The organism is Streptosporangium nondiastaticum, assembly GCF_003011965.1.
Lineage (GTDB): Bacteria > Actinomycetota > Actinomycetes > Streptomycetales > Streptomycetaceae > Streptomyces > Streptomyces nondiastaticus.
The window spans coordinates 50,459-71,667 of sequence record NZ_PXWG01000015.1; the positions used below are offsets into that span (position 1 = coordinate 50,459).

Sequence of the window (21,209 nt, forward strand, 5' to 3'; positions counted from 1 at the left end):
ATGCCCGAGACGATCCGGTGGACAGTACTGCCCGACGGGACCACGGCCGACGGAAAGCTCCGGCTGACCGTCCTCGTCAGCCCGCGCCTGACCGGAGGCGACACCCTCAGGTCCTTCCCGGGCTTCAAGGACGACTGGCCGAAGACCCTGCGCGGCTACGCGGCCGCTCTCCAAGTGGAGTTCCAGAGCCCCGGCGGGACCTCCGTGACCGTGTCCACCGAGCCGCAGACCGACCGCTACCCGCCGGCCGACAGCGGCTTGTGGCCGAAGCTGTTCGGCCCCGACACGAAGGTGAGCCCGCCGTCCGGCGCCCTCGCCGCCGCACCCGCCGGGCCGCCCACGCTGCGCTCGTTCCCGAGCCGGGCCGTCCACGAGCAGATCACCGCCCTGTACGAGGCGGCGGCGACCGCCACGGCCCACCGCCGGGCGTTCCCCGCCACCGGCTCCGATCCGCGCCTCGGCGCGGCCGCGACCGGCGAGATCGGCCTGACCACGGGGGCTTCGGACACCGGCGCTCCGGCTGCTGACGTCCCGGCCGCCGGGGCCCCGATCGCCGAGGCGCCGGCAAGCTGGGACCACCCGCGGACAGACGACCTCACGGGCAACCTCACCCCGGCCGTCCGGTCCTTCTCCAGCGGCGTCGCCACCCTCTACGGCCGGCTCGACCGGCTGCTCCAGGGGACGTCCGGCGGCGGAGGCCCGCACGCCGCCGCGGCCCCCGACCCGTACAGGCCGCTGTGCATGGACCGCACCAGGCCGGAGTACAAGGGCGATCGCGCCCTGCTCGGCCTCGCCGAGACGTACCGCTTCTACGACCGCGCGACACCCGCGAAGCCCGCCGTACCACCGGCCCGGCAAGCCGGGGACACCCCCGCCGCGCCGCTCCCGCCGCCCACAGCGCCCGACCTCGACTTCCACGCGGCCTGCGCCCTCCTCGCCGACTACCCCGAACTCCTGCGCCGCTTCGGCCTCGCCCTCGACCTCCTGGTCACGCCCCCGCCCGGGCTCGCCGACCAGTGGCAGGCCCGTGTCTCCTTCACCGCCCCGCAGGAGCAGCTCAACACCGACAAGAAACTGCGCCCGTGGACTCTGCTGCGCCACGTCCCGGGGAAGCGCTTCGAGGCGTACGCGGCCGACGACGGGCTCCACGGCCACCGGATGCTGAAGCTGGGCGTGGACGAGGTGCACACCCTTGATCTCGACGTCGACGGCGCCGCGATGAAGTACGTGGAGTTCTCCCGCATCGTCGACCAGGTGCTCACCGGCGTGGGCGATCCGGGCACCGCCGCCTCCGGCGACCCCACCGCGCTGCCGGCCCTGCACGGCGCGGGCCTCACCGTCCTGTACGAGGGCCGCGACGCCTCCCTGGCCGACCAGATGGCTGCCGACGCCCACCACACGGCCGGGGTCGGCCCCGACGGCCGGCCGGTCGAAGCGGCCGTCCTCGACGCCGCCCACCTCGTCCGCGGCTACCGCGTCGACGTGGGCGTCGTCGACGCCGCCACGGGCCGCGTCACCACCTGGTACCCGCTGTGCGCCCGCACCGGCGACTACGCCATCAGACCGCCCGGCAAGCCCCCCGTGCCCATCACGGCGGACCCCGACGAGGGCCACGTCAAGGCCACCGCCGTCACCGGGGACAAGACCGGCGCCAACCAGCTCTTCGTCCACCAGGCCCTCTTCGGCTGGCACGGCTGGAGCCTGGCCGCGCCGCCGCCCGGCCGCACGATCGGCGCCGACAACGAGCCCCACGTGCCGGACCCCGAAGTGTCGGCCGCGTTCCCGCTGGACGCCTCGTTCCGGCCGACCGCCGGCACCCTGCCCGCCCTGCGCTACCGCCGCACCTACCGGCTGCGCGCCCGCCTGGTCGACCTCGCCGGCAACAGCCTCGCCCCCGGGGCCCCGGCCGTCGAGGGCACCGCGACCGACCCCGTCACCTACGCGCGCTGGGAGCCCGTCCCGCCGCCCGCGATCGTGCCGAAGTGGCCGTTCCTGGAAGGCGAGTCCGAGCCGCGGCTGGTGATCCGCAGCACCGTCGACGAGCACGGCGTGCCCATGTCCCCGCTGGAGTGGTCGGTGCGCAGGAACGGCGAAGTGCCCGACCACGGGCCGGGCGACCCCCTCGAAGGCCCCGACCGGCGCTACCGCTCCTTCGACGAACGGCACGTCAGCCCGCCCAAGACCGCCCTGCTCATGGCCGAGCAGCACGGGCAGTACGACGGCGCCTTCGGCCCCGGCAAATCCGCCGACGTGCGCAGCGCGTACTTCGCCGCCGCCTCCCGCGAGAGCGGCACCTACCTCGACACGGTCGTCCGCCTCGCCGAGGACCCGCGCATCACCCGCGACCTGAAGGCCGCCCACGCCATCCACGTCGTCAAGCACAACCCGCACGACACCTCGGCCCTCACCCCGCTGCCCGTCGCCCGCGGCAGCGGCCTCAAACAGGGCGAGTACGTCATCCACAGCGCCGACCAGCTGCTCCTGCCCTACCTGCCCGACGTCCTGGCGCGCGGCGTCTCGCTGCGCGGGCTGCCGGGCGCGCGCCCCAACGAGACGTACGAGTTCACCGGGCCCTGGCCGCAGGCACGGCCCCTGCGGCTGAGGATCGAGGAGGGCAACGGCCCGCCGTCCTCGGGAGCCGGCGGCGTCGTCACCGTCTTCCTGCCCAAGGGCGAGACCGCGACCGTCCGCATGAGCTGCCGGGTCGACGCCGCGGACCTCGACCTCTTCCGCGCCTGGCGGATCCTCACCGGATCGGCCCTGTGGAACGACCCCGTGCGGCTGCCGCAGCCGAAGAAGGAGGAGCTGACGGCCGCGGCCGCCGCTGGCGAGAACTGGATGATCACCCCGTGGGTCGACATCACCCTCGTGCACGCCGTGGAACGGCCCCTGGAACCCCCCGTGCTGGGCGACCTGACCTTCTCCCGCCTCCCCGGCCAGACCTTCGCCTCGCTCTCCGGACCCCTGCGCTCCCACGCCAAGAGCACCGGCCGGATCGACCTCGACGCCACGTGGACGGAGTGGCACGACGACGTCACCGAGCCGGAGCCCCGGCAGATCACCGGGCACGACCACGTCGGCGAGATCACCGTGGAACCGTTCGAGAACGACATCCGCATCGGTGACTTCGGGGGCCCCACCGTCCGCCACGAGTTCCGCGACACCCGGCACCGCAACGTCACCTACACCCCGACCGCGGCCACCCGCTTCCGGGAGTACTTCCACCCGGCGATCACCGACCGGACCGAGCTCATCACCAGCCGGGGCCCCGGCAGCGCGGGACCTTCCGACAACGGCTGGGCCGTGCCCAGCACCCGCCGCCCCGAACCGCCCGTGATCAGCCACGTCGTGCCCACCTTCGGCCGGCAGCGCACCGTCGACCACGGCCTCCACCGCGTCACCCGGGCCCGCCGGCACGCCGGCGTCCGCGTCTACCTCAAACGCCCCTGGTTCTCCTCCGGCGACGACGAACTCCTCGCCGTCGTCCTCGACCCGGGCAGCCGGCTGCCGGCCGAACTGGTCACCCGCTGCGGCAACGACCCCGTCTGGGCCGACGACGCCGTCCTGCCCCGCCTGCGGCCGGGCAACTTCCCGAACGCCCGCGGCACCGCCACGGGCGTCCTCGCCGAGCAGGCCGGCGAAGCGCCCGTGACCGTCCCGCTGGCGCTCTTCCAGCCCGTCTTCGACCGCCGGCTCGGGCTGTGGGCCTGCGACATCGACGTCGACCTCGGCGACCTCGCCGACAGCCCCGCCTACTTCCCGTACGTGCGCCTGGCCCTGGCCCGCTACCAGCCCTGCTCCCTCGACCCCCTGCACATGTCGAAGGTCGTCCTCGCGGAGTTCGTCCAGCTGATGCCCGACCGGACCGTCACCGCCACCATGGCGGCCACCGGCAACCAGATCCGCCTCGAACTGAGCGGGCCCGCCGCCCCCAACGCCCTCGGCGCGCTCGCGGGCACGGGCCGGGCCGCGATGGCGGCGAGCCGCCGCGTCGTCGCCACGGTGCAGAAGCGCGCCCACGGCGCCGGCGACCTCGAATGGGCCGCCGCCGCGACGGCCCTGGAACTGACCTGCACCGCCCGCGGCACCGGCTTCGCCTGGACCGGCGACCTCACCCTGCCGGCCACGGCCCTGTTCACCGACTACCGCCTCCTGATCGAAGAACACGAGACCTACCTCACCGACCGCGCCACGGCCACCGGCACGGTCACGGCCGGCGGAGCCGAGCGCCCGGTCGCCCGCCGGATCGTCCACGCCGACTACTTCGGCCTGACCGTGTCGCTGCTCGGCCGGATCGTCCTGGAGGAATGAACCACAGGCCCACTTGGGCCGGTACGCACACCGTCACCCTGAGTGCTGGATTTGCCGAATATAGCGATCGATGACATTTTCGTTCCGTTTGCGGCAATGCCTGGCGGGAAGCCTGGCAGCGGGCGTTCCGGCTATGGGCGGGGGAGTGCGGTAGTGATGGGGCATCAATTGCGGGCCGGGGCGGGCGTGGCCCTGGTGTGTGCGGCCGGGCTGGCGCTGGCCGGCTGCGGCGGGGACGGCAAGGGGAGCAAGGCCGACGGCCCGAAGTCGCCCGCCCGGAGCGCATCTCCTTCCCAAGCGGCCCCCTCGCCGGGAAACGGGAAGGGAGGCGGCAGCCGTGACGTCCTGCCGGGTCTGCCGTCGGCGGGCGACGCACGGAAGCAGCTCTCCGGCCTGACGGTGGCCAAGCCCCGCCCGATGACCGGCTACAGCCGCGACAAGTTCCCCCACTGGGCCCAGCAGGGCAACAAATGCGACACCCGCGAAACGGCCCTGGAGCGCGACGGCCGCGACGTCAAGCGCGACGACCAGTGCAGAGCGGTGTCCGGCACCTGGCAGAGCTTCTACGACGACAAGACCTTCACCGCCGCCTCCCAGGTCGACATCGACCACATCGTGCCGCTGGCCAACGCCTGGCGCTCCGGCGCCGACCAGTGGACCATCGACCGGCGCAAGGAATTCGCCAACGACCTCACGCACCCCCAGGTGCTGACCGTCTCGGCGGCGTCGAACCGCAGCAAGGGCGACCAGAGCCCGGACCAGTGGCAGCCCCCTTCGAAGGCCGCCTGGTGCGTGTACGGCCGGGCCTGGACCTCCGTGAAGTCCACCTACGGTCTGACCGTCACCGACGACGAGAAGAAGATGCTCACCACCATGCTGGGCACCTGCAACTCCTGACCCCGGCCGTCAGCTGATCTCCCGGAGGGCGTTCGTGGCGCAGTGCACCTCGCCGCCGCCGAGGTGCGCCCAGGAGAAGTTCTCCACCCAGTGGACGCGCACACCACCGGTGGCCAGCGCCCGTTCGGCCTCGGCGCGGAAGAGATCGCGCCCGGCGACCTTCGGCCCGTGCGGGCTGGGGGCGGCGTAGTCGCGCGAGGTCAGGGACAGGCCGTTAGCGAGAGCGGGGGAGAGCGCTATGTGGCGCTTCGGCAGGCCCTCGCCCGCTTCGGTCCTGAAGTAGAGCACCGGCAGCCGGACGATCTCCTGGGGCTTCAGCCCCGTTTCCCGCAGCAGGACCGACAACTGCCCGTCGATCCGCCGGGCGGCGTCCTCGTTGTCACCGGCGTGCTCCTCGTAGCGCAGGAACTGATCCACGGTCGGCTTGGCGTCGGCGACCGTGTCGGCGAAGAGACGCTGCCCGCCCTCACCGGCCTGCTGAGCCTTCTTGAGCAGCTCCACGGCCTTGCGGGGATCGGAGACGGCGAGCGTCCAGCCCCGTGCGTTGTTCGCCCGGACGACGTGGACGGTCTCGTCGACATGGCCGACCAGCAGCCAGGACGTGTCCAGCACGACCGGAGGCTGCTGACCCTGGGCGGTCAGCATGCCCACGAACGACGGGTCGGGGCGGCGCTCCGCGCTGCTGCCGTAGAGGATCCGGCCCTGCGGATGGCCGGCGTACGGCGGCAGGGACTCGAAGTTGCCCGTGAAGTTCAGCAGCTCGTCGACGTTCTTCTCGCGCTGCGCGGTGGGCGTGTACTGCTGGACCACGCCCACGCCGGGACCGCGCAGGTCGCGGTAGAGGAGGCGCCCGGCCCGGCGCAGGCTCGCGGAGCGGCCGTCGGCGGACGTCCAGTAGTTGGGGGAGCGCAGGAGGATGCGCAGGGTCTGCGGGCCGTGGGGCGTCGGCCTGGTGACGTAGCCGGGCTCGGCGATGTCCTGGCGCCAGATGTCACGCCACCACTGCGAGGTGCCGGGCTGGAACCGCAGCCCGCTGTCCGGCAGGCCGGACTCTTTCGCCGCCTTGCGCAGGGAGTCCGCGAACTCCTGCCACTGCCCCGGGGGCCGGCTCGCGGCCGGGACCTCGACGGGCTGCCCCTCGCCCGGCCCGGGCGCCGCGGCGAAGACGTGCTGCGCGCGCTGCAGGTCGTGCTGCAGCAGCACCGGTGCCACGTGCATGCCCGCGCGGGCGGTCCGTGTGACCCCGTGCTCCGCCACGGACAGCGTCACCTCGATCCGGCCGTCCCACTGCTTCGGGTCGCGCACGATGTCACGGCCCTCCACGGCCAGCCTCACCCCGCGCCGCAACTCCTCCGCGCCGAGCCGCCCGTCGGACCCCAGCGAGACGTACTTCCCGTCGCGTACGACGAAGACGCGCGCGTAGGGGCTCTGGGCGGCCGGCAGGGAGACCCGGGCCGTGGCGCTCTTGCCCACGGCCATGGGCGGCACGGTCAGCGGGGTGAGGTCCTTGGCGTCCTCGGCGCCGTTGACCACGTCGTCGGCGGCGTCATTGCACGCGGCGAGCCGTTCGTCGACGGCCACGTCGAGCCGGTCCAGATCGCCGGGGCGCAGGGTGCAGCGGCGCGCGTCGTCATCAAGATTCGGCAGTACGACCGGACCCTCGGGCATGCGCAACTCGGGCCGCGCGGAGAGAGAAGCGGACAGGGAAGCGGACAGAGGGGAAGGCGGCGGGGCGGACCGGGAGGCGGTCTGGGCGCCTGCCGGAGACACCAGCGCGGTGGTGACCGCCGTACAGGCCAGCACGCCGACCAGGGAAGTCCGGGTGAGCAGTGGTCTTTTCATGCCTTTTACTCTGGCGCCGCCGGGACCTGCGCGGCATCGGCCGACGGGTGGAGCGAGGGGTGGATCCTTCGGTGCAGCCCGGGGTGGAGCGGGCTCCACTCATGGGTGGAGACGGGGGTGCGGAGCGCTGGGCACGCGGCACGGGCGCAGCCGGCAAGACCTGTGCCTTCACCGGTTCGCCGCACGGTCGGCCGTGACTCGGCCACAGGTCGGACACGGCTCCGTCGTCATTCGGTCGCGATTTGATCATGGACGGGCAAACGGCTGATTTTCGCCATGGCCATGCCCATAAACTTCCGGCCGGTTCGTACATAGTTCATCGTTCAACCCCGGCGGTCGACGCCGGGCAGCACATTGGGGGATCCCTATGTCCATTCGTCACGTCGTCACGGCCGCGCTGGTCGTCTCCGGCGCACTCGCACTGACCGCCTGCGGGCCCACCGAGGACGGCGGCAAGGACGACGCCAAGGGTTCGGCGAGCTCGGCGCCGGCGCAGCCCGCCGGCGGCAAGGGCGACAAGGGCGACAAGGGCGACAAGGGAGATAAGGGCAAGGGCGGGAAGGGCAAGGACGGCTACACGGACCCCTGCGCGCCGCTGCCCAAGGGCCACAAGCTCATCAAGGTGATGAGCGTCGAAGGCGCGATGAACAACATCGTCGCGCAGGACGCCAAGGTGTCCTGCAACACGAAGATGGACGAAGGCGCCTTCTACCGCCCCGAGGGCGCGACGAACACGTACGCCTTCGACAACGACCACGCGAAGGTGACCGTCCTCACCCTGGACGGCCCCCAGGTCCGCCCGACGCGGCCGACCGAGAAGGTCACCTCCGGGATCGGCCACGTCAAGGAGTGCGCGGACCCGAACCACGAGCAGTACGACAACCAGAGCAAGGCCGACCACAAGGAATGGTGCGCCGGCCAGAACTACTACAACGTGACGCTCGGCCCGGGCAACAAGATCACCGAGATGGTCGAGCTCTCCGGCTCGTAGCGCCCTGGGGGCCCGTGGGGGGGCCGGGCGGTTGCCCCGCCGCGCGGCCAGGAGCCCGGCTCCTGCCCGCGCGGCGGGTGCCGGGACGTCAGATCCCGAAGGGGGCCGCGTAGCGGACGGTGCCGCTCGGCAGCGGGTGGGTCCCGTCCAGCGACATGGCCATCATGGCCTCGTCCGGGACGTCGATGGTCAGGCCGATGCCGTGCGCGGAGGCGCGGCCGAAGCCGAACCGCGGGTAGTACGCCGGGTGTCCGAGGACGGTGACATAACGCTCGCCCATGTCCTCGGCCGCCGCGAGTGCCGCGCGGATGGCGGCCGAGCCCGCGCCGCCGTGCTGACACTCGGGGAGTACGGCGACGGGGGCCAGACACAGGGCCGGGGTGTCGCCGATGTGGCAGCGGGTCAGCAGTGCGTGGCCGACGGGCTTGCCGTCCTCGCCGGTGCTGACGACGGACAGCCCGTCGATCCAGGACGGGTCGGTGCGCAGGGCGTCGACGAGGTCGGCTTCCAGCGGCGTCTCGAAGGCCGCGAGGTTGATCTCGCGGACGGCGGGGATGTCGGCGCCGGTCTCGGCGCGGGTGATCCAGTGGTTACGGGTACGCATGACGGGATGAAGATCCGTTTCATGGCCGGAATCGTGCGGGGACGGCCTCGCGGGCTCACGCTCCGTGCGCGAGGCGGGGTGCCTGGGTCAGGCCGTCGCCCGGGACGTGAGGGTGGTCCGGGCGCTGCTCGTCGCAGTGGCCTTGAGCGCGGTCATCAACCCCACCTCCCTCTCTTCGTCCTCAATCCGGATCAGCACGTACGTTCCATGTCTACCACACGGTCCGGAACCTCCGCTTCGAATATTTCCGGGGATCGCGGACGGCCGCGGCCGTCCGCCGCCGGCCACGGTCAGGGTCGCAGCTCCTCCTCCGGGATGGACCGCAGTGCTCTCCCCTCCTTCCTCCGGCGGAGACCACGCTGGTCATCGTGGACGATGCCCGGCCGTGCAGCGGCCGCGATCGTGGAGTGGAAGAGCACGTTCATCCACGGCAGCAGGCACCGCGGGAGCAGGTGCCGGGGCGGGAGCAGCAGAACCATGAGAGACGTGACGCGGCGTGGGGTACTGGCAGGCGCGGCCGTGTTAGGCGGGGCGGCGGCCGGGCAGCGCCGTGCCCGCGGTGGCGGCGGAGGCGGCGGCGACGGAGGCCGGGGCAGCCGCCCCGGCCCGGCCGGGCCCCGCCAAGGCCGGCCCGGACGACTTGCGGTACCGGTCGCTCACCCACCGCGGATGCAACGCGCGCTTCGCCGGCACGCCCGACTACGTACGCGTGGCCGCATCGACCGAGCAGGTCGTCGAAGCCGTCCAGCAAGCCGTACGCGAGGGCAGGCGCATCGCCGTCCGCAGCGGCGGTCACTGCTTCGAGAACTTCGTCGACGACCCCGCTGTCCGCGCCCTCATCGACCTTTCGCCCATGACCGCCGTCCACTACGACGAGCGGCGCCGGGCGTTCGCCGTCGAGCCCGGTGCGTCGCTCGGCGAGACGTACCGGAAGCTGTTCGTCGGCTGGGGCGTCGTCATTCCGGCGGGTGCCACCGCGGAGGTGGGCGTGGGCGGGCACATCCTCGGAGGCGGCTACGGGGCCCTGTCGCGCCGCTACGGGCTGGGCGTGGACCATCTGTACGCCGTCGAGGTCGTGGTCGTGAACGGGCGGGGCGAGGCCTCCGCGGTGGTGGCCACGCGGGAGGCGGACGATCCCCGCCGCGATCTGTGGTGGGCGCACACCGGCGGCGGGGGCGGCAACTTCGGCATCGTCACCCGCTACTGGTTCCGCTCTCCCGGCGCCGAGGGCTCCGACCCGGCGCGGCTGCTGCCCCGCGCCCCTTCCTCCGCGCTGACCTTCAGCGCTTCCTGGTCCTGGAAGGACCTCGACCAGGAGGCCTTCACCCGGCTGGTGCGCAACCACGGCAGCTGGCACGAGCACAACAGCGCCCCGGGTTCCGCCTACGCGGGCCTGTTCAGCGTCTTCATGCTCAACAGCCGCAAGGCCGGCACGGTCGACCTGGTCGGCGTGGTCGACTCCAACGGATCACGCGCCCGGCAACTGGTGGACGACTACGTGGCCGCCGTCGGCCGCGGGGTGCGGGCGCGGCCCACCCGTACCCATGAGGACCAGCCGTGGCTGCAGGCCGCCGCGAACGTGCAGGAGACCCCTCCGGCGTTCTTCAAGGCCAAGGCCGCCTACCTGCGCAAGCGGTACACGGACCGGCAGACCGGCACGCTCCACGGCCACTTGGCGAGCGCCGCCGGTGACCGCGTCGGCGGCTCGGTCTGGCTCGTCTCCTACGGCGGGGAAGTGGCCGCCGTCGCGCCCGACGCGACGGCCGTCGCACAGCGGGACTCCATCCTCAAGGCGGTCTACCTCACCGGCTGGGCGACCCCGGACGACGAGGGGCCTTCCCTGGCATGGGTACGAGGGCTCTACCGCGCCATGTACGCCGACACCGGCGGCGTACCGGTGCCGGGCGACGTCAGCGACGGCTCCTTCGTCAACTACCCCGACACCGGCCTCGCCGACCCCGCCCTGAACACCTCCGGCACGCCGTGGCACACCCTCTACTACAAGCAGCACTACCCCCGCCTCCAGCAGATCAAGGCGCGCTGGGATCCCCGCGACGAATTCCGCCACGCCCTGTCGATCCGCCTGCCCCGGTAGCCACTCGGCTTCTGTCCTGCTCCGGTAGTCACATGGACCTCCGTCCGACCTCCGCCCGGCTCCGGTGTCCCGCTCCGGTCCTCAGCTGTAATCGGCGAGGGCCGGGGCCAGCAGGTCGAACGCCCGGACGGCCTCCCCTTCGAGGACCGCGGCGATCTCCGGATTGGCGCGCCCGGCCAGGGTGAGCTCCTGGATGCGCTGGAAGAGGACCCGGTGCACCCCGCCCAGCAGGGCCGCGGCCGCGCGCGGGGTGATGTCGCCGGCGGACGCGCCGGTGGCCTCGGCGAGGGCCGCGGCCAGGGCCTCCTCGCGCTGGTCGTGAAGGCCGCGCAGACAGGCCGAGAGCGTGGGGCTCTCCACGATCATGCGGATGAACTCCGGTCCGGCGAACCCGGCGACGGGGTCCTGGGCGGCGACGGCGGAGAGGAACGCGCGCCGCAGGGCTGCGAAGGGGGACTCGCCGGGCTCCCGGCCGGAGACCGTACGCGCCAGGCCGGCGACGAACTCGTCCTGGTGGTCCAGCGCCATGTCCTCCTTGCGCGGGAAGTAGTTGGTGACGGTCTTCTTGGCGACGCGGGCGGCGTCGGCGATCTCCGCGAGGGTGGTGGCCTCGAAGCCCTGCTGCAGGAAGAGCCGCGTCGCGTGGTCGGAGATCAGCTGCCGCGTCTCCCGCTTCTTGGTCTCGCGCAGACCCGTCGCCGGCTCGTCCGGCCTCCTCGTTCCGGAGGCGGAGCCTCTGCTCGTCCCGGGACCCGTGTCCGTACTCATGCCCATGAGGGAATCTTACCCCGGACGTATTTTTATGTTGACCCCCTGTGGCGCTCGGAGCTAAAATTACCTCCGACGTAATTTTCCCCTGAGGGGAGATCATCGGTGACAGTGAAAGCAAAGGTGCCAGTGACAGAGGCAACGGCAATGGCCACGAACGCGACCATGACGGCGACCACGACCACGACCGAGACGGCATTCGATGCCGGAGCCGAGTTCGACCGCCAGGTCCGTACCCTCACCGGTCTCGGCTACCCGGCCCTGGCGGGCCTGGCTCCCAAGGAGTTCGCCGCCCTGACCGCTCCTCTGCGTGCCCGTGCCGTGGCGCACGCCGACGCCGCGGCAGCGGCCGGTGGCCGGGAGTCGTGCGGCCCCGAGGGCGGCCGAGTGCCCTTCCTGCTGGTCGTCCCCCGGAACCTGGTGCCCATCGAGGAGACGATGCCGCGCACCGTCCTCCACGGCGGAAACCGCCCCGGGTTCGTCGACCGCTCCTTCGAGCCCGGCGCCCTCGAACGCTTCGTCGCCACCCGGGAAACCGGGCTTCCGCGCGATCAGGACGCCGAAGCCGAAACCGCGGCTGACTCCGTAGCCGGCGTCGGCGCCGTCCCGTACCTGCTGTTCGACATCGAGCGTGGTGAGGAGTTCTGCGGCGCAGTGCCCCATGAGGCCATGGACGCCGTCGCGGGGCGGGGGCGCACCCTCCTCACCATCGAGGAGGGCATCGCGCTCATCACCCTCTTCCCCGGGATCCTCGTGAAGAACAAGTGCTTCTCCCTCGGCGGTTCGCGCTCCGGCGACCGCCGGGTCCCCGCGCTCTGGATCAGCCGGAAGGCCCCCAAGCTCGGCTGGTGCTGGCAGGGCAACCCCCACACCTGGCTCGGCATGGCTTCGGCAGGCGGTCGCAGCGCCACGGCCGTGGAGTCGCAGGAGTAAGCGAGAACCCCGGGCCCCCGCCTCGCGCCGTGACCACCGGCGCGAGGCGGCGGCCCGGGTTCCACATGGCTGATCTTGGTCTCCCTCCCCCCTCGCGATCCGGGACAGCATGAGCGAGCGGTGAGGCTGCCGGTACCGGTGTGCCTCATGAGCGCCACGAGTCCCGTACGAGGAGGGGAAACTGAATGAGCGACAGAAGGCGTCTTCTGGCGGCTCTCTCCGGAACCGCGCTGGCCGGCACACTGCTGGCCGGCCCGGCCTACGCCGCGCCGCAGGCGCAGGGCGACGACCGGGAGCGAATACCCGCCGCGGCCCCGCAGACCGCCGGCGCCACGAAGGCCGCCGACCTCCGGGCGAAACTGTGCACCGGGTCGCTGGACCCGAAGAACCCCCAGCTCGGCCCCGCCGCCAACACCCTTCCCGGACCGGCGCAGAAGCCCGTCGGCCCCCTCCTCAGCGGCTACGACAGGACCGGCGGCCTCAAGCCCGACAAGTTCCTCAGCAAGTACTGGACGGGAAAGCCCAACTGGAACTACCCGCCGAACGACGGCTTCGCCACACGGGGCGGGAAGCTCGACAAGAACAAGACCACCCTCAAGGCGGGACAGAAGCTGGACCGCTTCGGCCACGAGGGCGGCAGCTTCCTCGCCCCGGCCGGGGCCCGCTACTCGCAGCGCGCCCTGCCGCCGGACAGCCTGCAGACCATCGACGACAAGTACCCGTGCAACTACCACGTGTACACCGTCGCCAAGCCCTTCACGGTCTGGCAGGGTGGCATCGCCGCGTGGTTCGAGCAGCCCGGCGGCGGGCAGCAGATCCTGCTCGACCCGGCGCTGGTCCCCGACGCGCCGAAGCCCAAGCTCAGCGTGGGATGGCTGGTCGACAAGGGCTACCTCAAGCGCGCCGACACCCTGGCGAAGTGACCGAGCGGCCGAAGTGACCGAGCGGCCGAAGCGGTTGAGCGGCCGAAGCGATCGGAGCATGGACGTGACGGATCCGGCGTGCGACCGGCAGGCGGCGTACGAGGCCCTGCGCGCAGCCGGGGTCCACGACCGCCTCTACCGCATCGAAGGCGTCCACGAGCCGGCCGAGCCCCTGCCGGACTTCCACTTCCTCCGGCTGCACGACGGCATGTGGGAGACCGGCCTTTACGAGCGCGGGCAGTACGCCGTGACCGCCCGCTTCCCCCGCCACGAGGAAGCGGCGGCCTGCCGGCACCTGCTGAGCGAGCTGATGCCGGACGGGCGCGGCTGACCGGGTGGACCGGGGCGGGCGGGCTGTCAGCGCCGCCCGTCCTGTGCCGTCAGCGCCGCCCGTCCTGTTACGCCGTGAACGCCGCGGGCCGCTCCCGCGACGCCTCGGCGAGAGCCTTGGCAACCGCCTCGGCGCCCGCCCGGAGGCCGTAGACGGGAGTGGCGGGCTGCTGGCGCCAGGACTCGTCGATGCCGCCGGCGTCGACCGTGTCGAAGCCGAGCTCGTCGATGAGACGGCGGACGGTCTCCTTGGCCGCCTCGTCGTCACCGGCCACCGGTACGGCGATCCGCTTCGGGTGACCGGCGGGCAGCGGCCGTTCGAGGATGTCCTGCGCGTAGGTGCCGTTGAACGCCTTGACGACCGGATGGCCGAGGTGCTGCTCGGTCCAGCGGCTCTCCGGCAGGCCGGCCTCGATGGCGGCGATCCGCCCGTCGCGCTCCTTCGGGTAGTAGTTGCCGGTGTCGATGACGGCGGCGCCCGGCGCGGCCTCGGCGAAGAGGCCGGACGGCAGGTCGGGGACCGCCTTCAGCGGGACGGTCACCACGACGACCTCCGCGCCCCGCGCCGCTTCGGCGGCGGTGACGGGGGTCGCGCCCGTCTCCGCGGCGAGCTCGGCGAGGGTGTGCGGACCGCGAGAGTTGGCCACGGACACGTCGTGTCCCAGGGCCGTGAGCCGGCGGGTGAGGTTGCCGCCGATGTTCCCGGCGCCGATGATGCCGATTTTCATGGAGCTTCCTCCGAGGTCTGGTGAGGTGCCGGCGGTGTCGCCGTGCCTGTGCCGAACCCCGGGGCTCCCGGGTCTATTCCGGTGCGCTCCCGCGACCTGTTCGCTTCGGGAAGACGTCGTCCACCACACGGCCCAAGGGAGGCGGCCGGCAGGGTGATCCCTTGCACCCCCGGGTCTCCGGCTCCGTTGACTCCTGTGTGATCGCACTCCGTGACCCGTGGCGCACGGCCGCCGGCGCCCTGATCCTGCCGGCCCTCGGCCTCCTCGCGTCCGCTCCCCCGGCCCCCGTCCCCACGGCCCTCGCGCACGCGGTGCCGCGGCAGGCCGACGTCCATGATCCGCCGTGGCCGGTCGAGCGGTTCCCGCCCCAGGTCAAGAACGCGTGCGGGATCTGGAAGGGGCTCGCCTGGCCGCAGGCGGAACGCCCCACCGACTACCCCGCCGGTACGGGCCTCGTCATCCGCGGCAGCAACGCCTACCGCAACCTCAGCCGCGCCCTCCCGGCAGCCGGCCGATACCGCGAGTACGACGTCAACCCGCGCCCCGCGGGGCAGCACCGGGACGCGGAACGGCTCGTGCGCGACACGACCGAGCACACCGTCTGGTACACCGGCGACCACTACGCGAACTTCCGGCAGATCTCCGCGGGCTGCCCCTGACGTACGGCGGACCGGGCCCCATCCTCGCCGCTAGCATCCGCACATGGATGCGAACGCCGGCTTCGACCCGTGGTCCCCCCAGTTCGTCGCCGACCCGTACCCGGGATACGCCCGGCTGCGGGCCGCCGGGCGCGTGCACTGGTACGGGCCGAGCCGCCAGTGGCTGGTTCCGCACCACGAGGACGTGCGGACGCTGCTGCGCGACCGGCGGCTCGGGCGCACGTACCTCCACCGCTTCTCCCACGAGGAGTTCGGGCGCACCGCACCGCCCGCGGCCCACGAGCCGTTCTACGTCCTCAACGGCCACGGCCTGCTGGACCTCGAACCCCCGGACCACACCCGCATCCGGCGCCTGGTGTCGAAGGCGTTCACTCCCCGCACCGTGGAGAACCTGGCGCCCGTCGTGGCGCGGCTCGCGCGCGAGCTGGTGGACGACCTGCTCGCCGCCGGCGGCGGCGACCTGATCGGCGCGGTCGCCGAGCCGCTGCCGGTGGCCGTCATCGCGGAGATGCTGGGCATCCCGGCGGCCGACCGGAGACTGCTGCGGCCCTGGTCGGCCGCGATCTGCGGGATGTACGAGCTCAACCCGGACGAGGAGTCGGCGCGAAACGCGGTGCGCGCCTCCCTCGACTTCTCCGCCTACCTGCGGGAGCTGATCGCCGACCGCCGGGCCCGGCCCGGAGACGACCTGATCAGCGCGCTCGTCCTGGCGCACGACGAAGGGGAGCGGCTCACCGAGCAGGAAATGGTCTCCACCTGCGTCCTGTTGCTCAACGCGGGCCACGAGGCCACCGTCAACACCACGGGCAACGGCTGGTGGGCGCTCTTCCGCCACCCCGGCCAGCTCGCCGCCCTGCGAGCCGACCCCGGGCTGCTGCCGGGCGCGATCGAGGAACTCATGCGCTACGACACCCTGTTGCAGCTCTTCGAACGGTGGGTGCTCGACGACATCGAGATCGCCGGCACCGTCATCCCGCGCGGCAGCGAAGTGGCCCTGCTCTTCGGCTCCGCCAACCGTGACCCCGCCCGCTTCCCCGCGCCGGACCGTCTGGACGTCACCCGTACCGACAACCCCCACCTCAGCCTCGGCGCGGGCATCCACTACTGCCTGGGCGCGCCGCTCGCCCGCCTGGAGCTCCTCGCCTCCTTCGGCGAGTTGCTGCGCCGGGTGCCCGGGCTCCGGCTCGTGGCGGAGCCGGAGTGGAAACCGGGCTTCGTCATCCGGGGGCTGCGGGAGCTGCTCGTCGAGTGCTGAGCGGCGCCGGTCGGGTGGGGCCGCGACGTGAAAGCGGCCGCGACGTGAAGGCGTCCTCGGCGGTCGCGGCCCGCGCTGTCCAATCGAGTCCCTATAGTCGCCTTTTCGGGTGATACGGCGCATGGAGTGCATGACTGAGCAAACGGTGGAGAGGGTGACCGTGCCCGGATCGATCACCGTCACCCGGAGACCACCCCCATGCGCCAACTCCCCGCAGTCCCGCAACAACTGAACCGCCTGGACGACGAGTCCTGACGGCACCAGTGATGCGCCTCCGCACGCCGGCGGCCCGGTTCCCGGCCGCCGCCTCGCTCGTCGCCGGACTCGTCCTGACCGGCTGCACGACCACGCAACCCCGCCCCGCCGCCGCCCCGGACGAAGTGATCAAGGCGGCCACCGGGCGCCTCACCGACGCCTGCCTCACCCGGCAGGGCCTCACTCCGCCCCGCCCGGGGCAGAGCCCGCCGCCGGCCGACGAACAGCAGCGGGTCTCCGGCGCGCTCTTCGGCACGGGGCCGGCGGAGCTGTCCGTCACCCTGCCCACCGGCCACGTCGTACGCGCCCACACGGACGGCTGCCTGGCCGCCGCCCAGCAGCGTCTCTACGGCGACCAGCCCCGCTGGTTCAGGACGTCCGTGATCGTCAACAACCTCGAACCCGAGGCCGACCGCACCCACCGCAGCCTCGCCGAGGTCCGCGACCGGCACCGCGCGGAGATCGCCGACTGGCGGCGGCTGCGCGCACACGCCCTCGCCGCAGCAACCACCCTGCTCGACACCCCACCACCGACGGGAGACCCACGACCATGAAGCGCCTGACCGCCCTCCTCGCCGCCGCCCTGATCTCCACCGGCGCCGTCCTGACCACTTCGGCCGACGCCCAGGCGGCGCAGTGCCGCAGCGGCTACTTCTGCGTCTGGACGCACGCGAACTTCGACGGCATGAAGATCGAGCACAGCGGCGACGACCACTGGTGGGAGGGCAACATGAACAACCAGGACTCGTCCTGGGCGAACCACGGCGTCTCCGGGCCGGGCGTCAAGGACCACGTCAAGATCTACGACGGCCGCGAGCTGACGGGCGGCGTCACCCTCTGCCTGGCTCCCGGCCAGGAGGTCGGCTACAACAAGAACGCGAACGACAGGGGCGGCTCCCACACCTGGACCTCCGGCTGCTGACGTTCCACGGAGGAGCCTGACGCGGGCAGGCCCGAGCGCCCCGCCGCACAGCACGGCGGCGGGGCGTCAGGCCGTGCCGGTGCCGAACCAGGCCTCGGCCAGCGAGGACAGCGTGCCCTCGGCGGGCACGGGCAGCTCCCGCAGGTACCAGGGGAGATTGCTGTACACGTGCAGCAGGGTGTACGCCAGCAGTTCGGCCGGTGGGAACGTGCGGCCGTACGCCCCGGCCAGCCGGGCCAGCAGCTCCGGATCGCCTCGCGTGACGAACAGGCCGACCCCGACGAAGTCGTAGGCGCGGTCACCGATCATGGCCGGCTCGAAGTCGAAGAGGCCGGTCAGGCGCCGGCCGTCGGGGTCGACGAGGAAGTGCTGCCGCATGACCTCGGTGTGCAGCAGGGAACGCCGCGGCGCGCGTGGCAGCGGCACCGAGTCCAGGAACTCCGGGATCTGCTCCAGCCAGGCCTCCGCCAGCCCGTGCGCGCGCTGCTGGTCCACGGCGGCCGCGCGCCGGCGGTCCAGGAAGGCGCCCCAGTCCCCGGGGCCGAGCACGTCTTCGAGGGGGCCCGGATCGAGGGAGTGGAGCTCGGCGAGCGCCTCGCCGATCCGGGCGACGAGCCGCTCACGGCCGGCCCGCGGTATGCGGCCCCAGGCGCCGGCCAGGCTCTCGCCGGGCAGCCGGGACATCAGGACATATCGCCAGCCGTTCTCGTACGGACCGGACTCGCGCACCCGCGGTGTCGCGACGGGCAGCCGGCCCTGCAGGTGCGACAGCACCCGGCCTTCGGCGATGCCGTCCCGGGCGGCGGATCCGGGGAACAGCTTGAGGACGTGCTCGTCGCCCACCGCGTAGACCGGCTGCGTCCCCTCCGTGAACCGGACCAGCGGCGCCCCGGCCAGGCCGAGGCGCCCGCAGAGAGCCTCCACCTCGGGCCGCATCACCGACTCGTCCGGTACGACCGCGTCCCACTGTTCGTCTGTCTCCACCGGCGGCAGCATGATCAGGACCGTAGGACGTCGGCAGGGGAGGGGCAACGGAGTTTCGTAACCGGGCCGGCCGGGGGCGGCCGGCCGGGGGCGGCCGGGTGGCCGGGTGGCCGGGTGGCCGGGTGGCCGGTCACCGGCAGGCCGGGCCGCTCACGAGGCCAGGCGCCGGAGCATGTCCCGCATGACCCCGGCCGGCAGTGACGGATGCGCGGCCGCGGTCTCGGCCGCCTCGTCGCGCAGGAGCCGGGCCAGGACCCGCGCGGGCAGGCGGGGGTGCAGGGCCGCCGCCCGGCGCACCAGCGCCTCCGGGTCGTCGAGCAGCAGCACCGCGGACGCCGCGGTCAGGCGCGGGTCCTGCGCGGCCCGCAGCCGCGCTTCGCCGTCCGCGTCCCGGCTGAACCGTTCCACGAGTCCGGCGGTCGACGCGGGGTCGTCGAGCGCGAGCCGGCGCATCCGCGGATCCGGGTCGCCGGCGTGGCGGAGGAGGCCGTTGCGGGGGAAGTTGGGGTGGCTGCGCGGCCGGTCGGGGTGCGTGAGGCTGCCGGTCCACCACCGCCACACGCGCAGCAGCATGTCGGCGGGCGCGTCGTCGCAGGACTCCGCGAGGAAGAGCTGCACGACGCGGTCCTCGTCCCGGGCGAGCACCTCCACCACGTCCTTGGGGAGCCGCCTGGCGCGGGCCACGCTCCTGCGTATGAACGGGTGGGACGAGGCCGCCAGGCGGCGCATCGCGCCGGGGTCGTCGTGGAGGGCCACCACCCAGTCGAAGGCGTATGTGCGGGCGCCCGGATCGGGCTCGATGCGGATGTCCGCCCGCTGTGCCTCGGTGAGGTCGGGCCGGACGGACACCCGGTACCGGACGCCGGCATCAGGATCGCCGGCCAGGAGAGCGATCAGGTCCGGGTCCAGACGGGGGTTGCCCGCGAGCTCGCGGCGCTGGTCCGCGCGGCCACGGCGGGCCAGGCCCTCGGCGAAGTCGCGTTCGAGGCGGCAGCCCTCCAGCGCCTTGGCCTCAAGGCCTTCGGTCTCGAAGACGGCCCGGGACAGGGGGTGTTCCTCGTGATGCCGCAGCCGGGCCGCGGTGCGGACCGCGGGGTCCGCGTCGGCCAGCAGCTTCTGCCGGGCGGCGCCGTCCAGGTGCGGCCAGGCGGGCCGGCAGGCCGAGGCCCGTACGCCGGGCTCTGGGTCCGCGGCCAGGGCCGTCAGCAGGCGGGCGGGCAGCCCGGTGAGGCGGGCGGCCTCTGCGCGGGTCCGCGCGGCGGGGTCCGCGGCGAGCTGCTCGTAGGCGGGGCCGGTGAGCTCTTCACGGCGGTCCACCGCGTACGTCGCGAGGATCCAGCGCCGCCGGGGGTCCTGTTCGGCGAGGACGAGGCGCGTCCACTGCTCGGGCGTGACGGGAGGCGGGGCATCGATGAACCGGGAGCGCACCCGCCACTCCGGGTGCGTGAGCCCGGCGTCCACGACCGACGACGGCAGGTCGCAAGGCCGGGGCTGTCCCGCCGGACGGCAGCGGCCGGAGCGGCGTAAGGGCCTGCGCGGAGCCGGGGACGGCTCCTACGGAGTGCGGCCCGGCCGCCCCGTTCGGGCCGTGGTGGCACCGGATGGCAAGATCTCTTGCATGTCCGAGATATCCGCACTCTGGCCGATCGCACCGTCGAGCGAAGCCTCCTGGCTGATCGAGCTGACCGGCGACGCGCACGGGGTGACCGGCTTTCACACGCCGGGCCTTCCCGACGGCGCCTGGGTGCTGAACGCCATGTACGAGCACGAGCTCGGTGCCGGCAGCCTGTCCCACGACGAACTCCGCCGCATCGGCGAGGAAGCCCGCGGAGGCAGGAGCCCCATCGTCGTCGACGGCCACGACCTGAGCTTCCTCCAGATCGACGGCGTGGCGACCGGCGGTGGCGTGGGGCACGCCGAGCACCCGGGGCCGGGCTACCGCCGCCTCCGCTGGTCGGAACTCGCCCGGCGCACGAGCGGGCCGGTGGTCCGGGACGGATACCTCCCCTCGTACCGCAGCTCACCGGACGGGCGCTTGCCGGACGGCAGCTGGCCCGTGGGCATCAAGCCGCCGACCGAAGGAGCCCTCGACCGGCCTACGTGGAACCGGCTGATCGAGTTGCTCGTCGAGCACAGCCCGGCAGGGATGGACACGGTGTGCTTCGCCTTCTACAACCCGCTGCTCACCCGCGAGTGCGACATTGACGACCACCGGGTGCTGAGAGGGCGGCTCGGTGATGCGTGGAGCCTCTACGACCACCCGGACTTCGCGTCGACGGCGTCCAACCTCTGGCCGCAGGACCGGTCATGGGTGACGTTCACGGACCAGGACCTGTGGGGCACCAAGGTCTCGGGCCCGGCCGAGCTGATCGAAGCGCTGCTCGACGACGCGATGATCGAGGCCGTGCGCCTTCCCTGGGATACCTGACGGGCCTCGTTCACGCCTGGCCGTGGACGTCTGCGCCGGGTTGTGGTCGTAGACCGGGGCCGCGCGGCCGGGTCGCGTCGCCGTGTACGTATTCGATCTCGGCTTCGATCCGGGTGCTCATGTGCCCAAGCTACTGCCGGGGTCTGACAAGCCGTCCGGCTCCGGTGATCGCCGGGTACCGGCATGGCGTGTGCTTCTACGCCGAGGGCTTCGCGACACGCGCTGCGGCCTGGGTGGCGGTCTTGGGCCTTGGTTTCACGGACCGTGCTGGTCAGGATGAGGGT

The 21,209-nt window shown here is 72.9% G+C and carries 18 protein-coding genes; 12 read left to right on the forward strand and 6 right to left on the reverse strand.

Translation table 11 applies throughout. The features are described from left to right. Together B7P34_RS09455 and B7P34_RS09460 are read left to right on the forward strand one after the other, a co-directional pair. Window positions 1–4,311, forward strand: a complete 4,311-nt coding sequence (locus B7P34_RS09455; RefSeq protein ID WP_106675375.1) for a hypothetical protein — start codon at window positions 1–3, stop codon at window positions 4,309–4,311. A 156-nt stretch (window positions 4,312–4,467) separates the two neighbouring features. After that, window positions 4,468–5,208, forward strand: coding sequence for an HNH endonuclease family protein (locus tag B7P34_RS09460; RefSeq protein ID WP_106675376.1), 741 nt, complete (start codon window positions 4,468–4,470; stop codon window positions 5,206–5,208). A gap of 9 nt (window positions 5,209–5,217) precedes the next feature. Here the strand turns inward: B7P34_RS09460 and B7P34_RS09465 are convergent, their stop codons facing one another. Next, window positions 5,218–7,050 carry a protein-arginine deiminase family protein gene (locus B7P34_RS09465; protein ID WP_146166781.1) on the reverse strand — a complete coding sequence of 611 codons (1,833 nt, stop codon included), beginning with the start codon at window positions 7,048–7,050 and terminating at the stop codon, window positions 5,218–5,220. A 367-nt stretch (window positions 7,051–7,417) separates the two neighbouring features. Between B7P34_RS09465 and B7P34_RS09470 the strand changes: the two genes are divergently transcribed. Further along, window positions 7,418–8,041 carry a hypothetical protein gene (locus B7P34_RS09470; protein ID WP_106675378.1) on the forward strand — a complete coding sequence of 208 codons (624 nt, stop codon included), beginning with the start codon at window positions 7,418–7,420 and terminating at the stop codon, window positions 8,039–8,041. Between the two features lie 88 nt (window positions 8,042–8,129). Here the strand turns inward: B7P34_RS09470 and B7P34_RS09475 are convergent, their stop codons facing one another. After that, window positions 8,130–8,645, reverse strand: coding sequence for a GNAT family N-acetyltransferase (locus B7P34_RS09475; RefSeq protein WP_106675379.1), 516 nt, complete (start codon window positions 8,643–8,645; stop codon window positions 8,130–8,132). 550 nt (window positions 8,646–9,195) lie between these two features. On the opposite strand from B7P34_RS09475, the gene B7P34_RS09485 reads away from it, so the two are divergent. Beyond that, on the forward strand, window positions 9,196–10,740 hold the full coding sequence (locus B7P34_RS09485; protein ID WP_223267676.1) for an FAD-binding oxidoreductase: 1,545 nt from the start codon (window positions 9,196–9,198) through the stop codon (window positions 10,738–10,740). Between the two features lie 81 nt (window positions 10,741–10,821). Here the strand turns inward: B7P34_RS09485 and B7P34_RS09490 are convergent, their stop codons facing one another. Beyond that, complete coding sequence (locus tag B7P34_RS09490; protein ID WP_286157462.1) at window positions 10,822–11,514, reverse strand: TetR/AcrR family transcriptional regulator; 693 nt, start codon at window positions 11,512–11,514, stop codon at window positions 10,822–10,824. Between the two features lie 141 nt (window positions 11,515–11,655). On the opposite strand from B7P34_RS09490, the gene B7P34_RS09495 reads away from it, so the two are divergent. The 3 genes from B7P34_RS09495 (at window position 11,656) to B7P34_RS09505 (ending at window position 13,695) form a co-directional block, all read left to right on the forward strand. Further along, window positions 11,656–12,441 (forward strand): DUF5701 family protein, encoded by a 786-nt coding sequence (locus B7P34_RS09495; protein WP_223267677.1) that lies wholly within the window; start codon window positions 11,656–11,658, stop codon window positions 12,439–12,441. Between the two features lie 185 nt (window positions 12,442–12,626). Beyond that, window positions 12,627–13,364 carry a TNT domain-containing protein gene (locus tag B7P34_RS09500; protein ID WP_106675381.1) on the forward strand — a complete coding sequence of 246 codons (738 nt, stop codon included), beginning with the start codon at window positions 12,627–12,629 and terminating at the stop codon, window positions 13,362–13,364. Window positions 13,365–13,422: 58 nt separating this feature from the next. Then, window positions 13,423–13,695: a hypothetical protein gene (locus tag B7P34_RS09505; protein ID WP_106675382.1), complete on the forward strand. Its 273-nt coding sequence runs from the start codon at window positions 13,423–13,425 to the stop codon at window positions 13,693–13,695. A 67-nt stretch (window positions 13,696–13,762) separates the two neighbouring features. Here B7P34_RS09505 and B7P34_RS09510 read toward each other — a convergent pair whose 3' ends face one another. Continuing rightward, window positions 13,763–14,629, reverse strand: a complete 867-nt coding sequence (locus B7P34_RS09510) for an NADPH-dependent F420 reductase (protein WP_353620238.1) — start codon at window positions 14,627–14,629, stop codon at window positions 13,763–13,765. Here B7P34_RS09510 and B7P34_RS09515 point away from each other — a divergent pair. The 4 genes from B7P34_RS09515 (at window position 14,620) to B7P34_RS09530 (ending at window position 17,513) form a co-directional block, all read left to right on the forward strand. Then, window positions 14,620–15,081: a ribonuclease domain-containing protein gene (locus B7P34_RS09515; protein WP_223267679.1), complete on the forward strand. Its 462-nt coding sequence runs from the start codon at window positions 14,620–14,622 to the stop codon at window positions 15,079–15,081. The two genes, B7P34_RS09510 and B7P34_RS09515, sit on opposite strands and share 10 nt — an antisense overlap. A 43-nt stretch (window positions 15,082–15,124) precedes the next feature. Beyond that, window positions 15,125–16,336 (forward strand): cytochrome P450, encoded by a 1,212-nt coding sequence (locus B7P34_RS09520; RefSeq protein WP_106675384.1) that lies wholly within the window; start codon window positions 15,125–15,127, stop codon window positions 16,334–16,336. Between the two features lie 266 nt (window positions 16,337–16,602). Continuing rightward, complete coding sequence (locus B7P34_RS09525; protein WP_106675385.1) at window positions 16,603–17,145, forward strand: hypothetical protein; 543 nt, start codon at window positions 16,603–16,605, stop codon at window positions 17,143–17,145. Further along, window positions 17,142–17,513: a peptidase inhibitor family I36 protein gene (locus tag B7P34_RS09530; protein ID WP_106675386.1), complete on the forward strand. Its 372-nt coding sequence runs from the start codon at window positions 17,142–17,144 to the stop codon at window positions 17,511–17,513. The genes B7P34_RS09525 and B7P34_RS09530 overlap by 4 nt, the downstream gene beginning before the upstream one ends. A 66-nt stretch (window positions 17,514–17,579) precedes the next feature. On the opposite strand, the gene B7P34_RS09535 is transcribed toward B7P34_RS09530, so the two are convergent. Both B7P34_RS09535 and B7P34_RS09540 read right to left on the reverse strand, forming a co-directional pair. Then, window positions 17,580–18,497, reverse strand: a complete 918-nt coding sequence (locus tag B7P34_RS09535; protein WP_223267680.1) for an aminoglycoside phosphotransferase family protein — start codon at window positions 18,495–18,497, stop codon at window positions 17,580–17,582. A gap of 150 nt (window positions 18,498–18,647) precedes the next feature. After that, the gene (locus tag B7P34_RS09540) at window positions 18,648–19,958 is read right to left on the reverse strand and encodes a PE-PGRS family protein (RefSeq protein WP_106675388.1); all 1,311 of its coding nucleotides are present in this window, start codon (window positions 19,956–19,958) and stop codon (window positions 18,648–18,650) included. Between the two features lie 157 nt (window positions 19,959–20,115). Here B7P34_RS09540 and B7P34_RS09545 point away from each other — a divergent pair, with 157 nt between their 5' ends. Next, window positions 20,116–20,925 carry a hypothetical protein gene (locus B7P34_RS09545; protein WP_106675389.1) on the forward strand — a complete coding sequence of 270 codons (810 nt, stop codon included), beginning with the start codon at window positions 20,116–20,118 and terminating at the stop codon, window positions 20,923–20,925. Window positions 20,926–21,209: the final 284 nt, after the last annotated feature.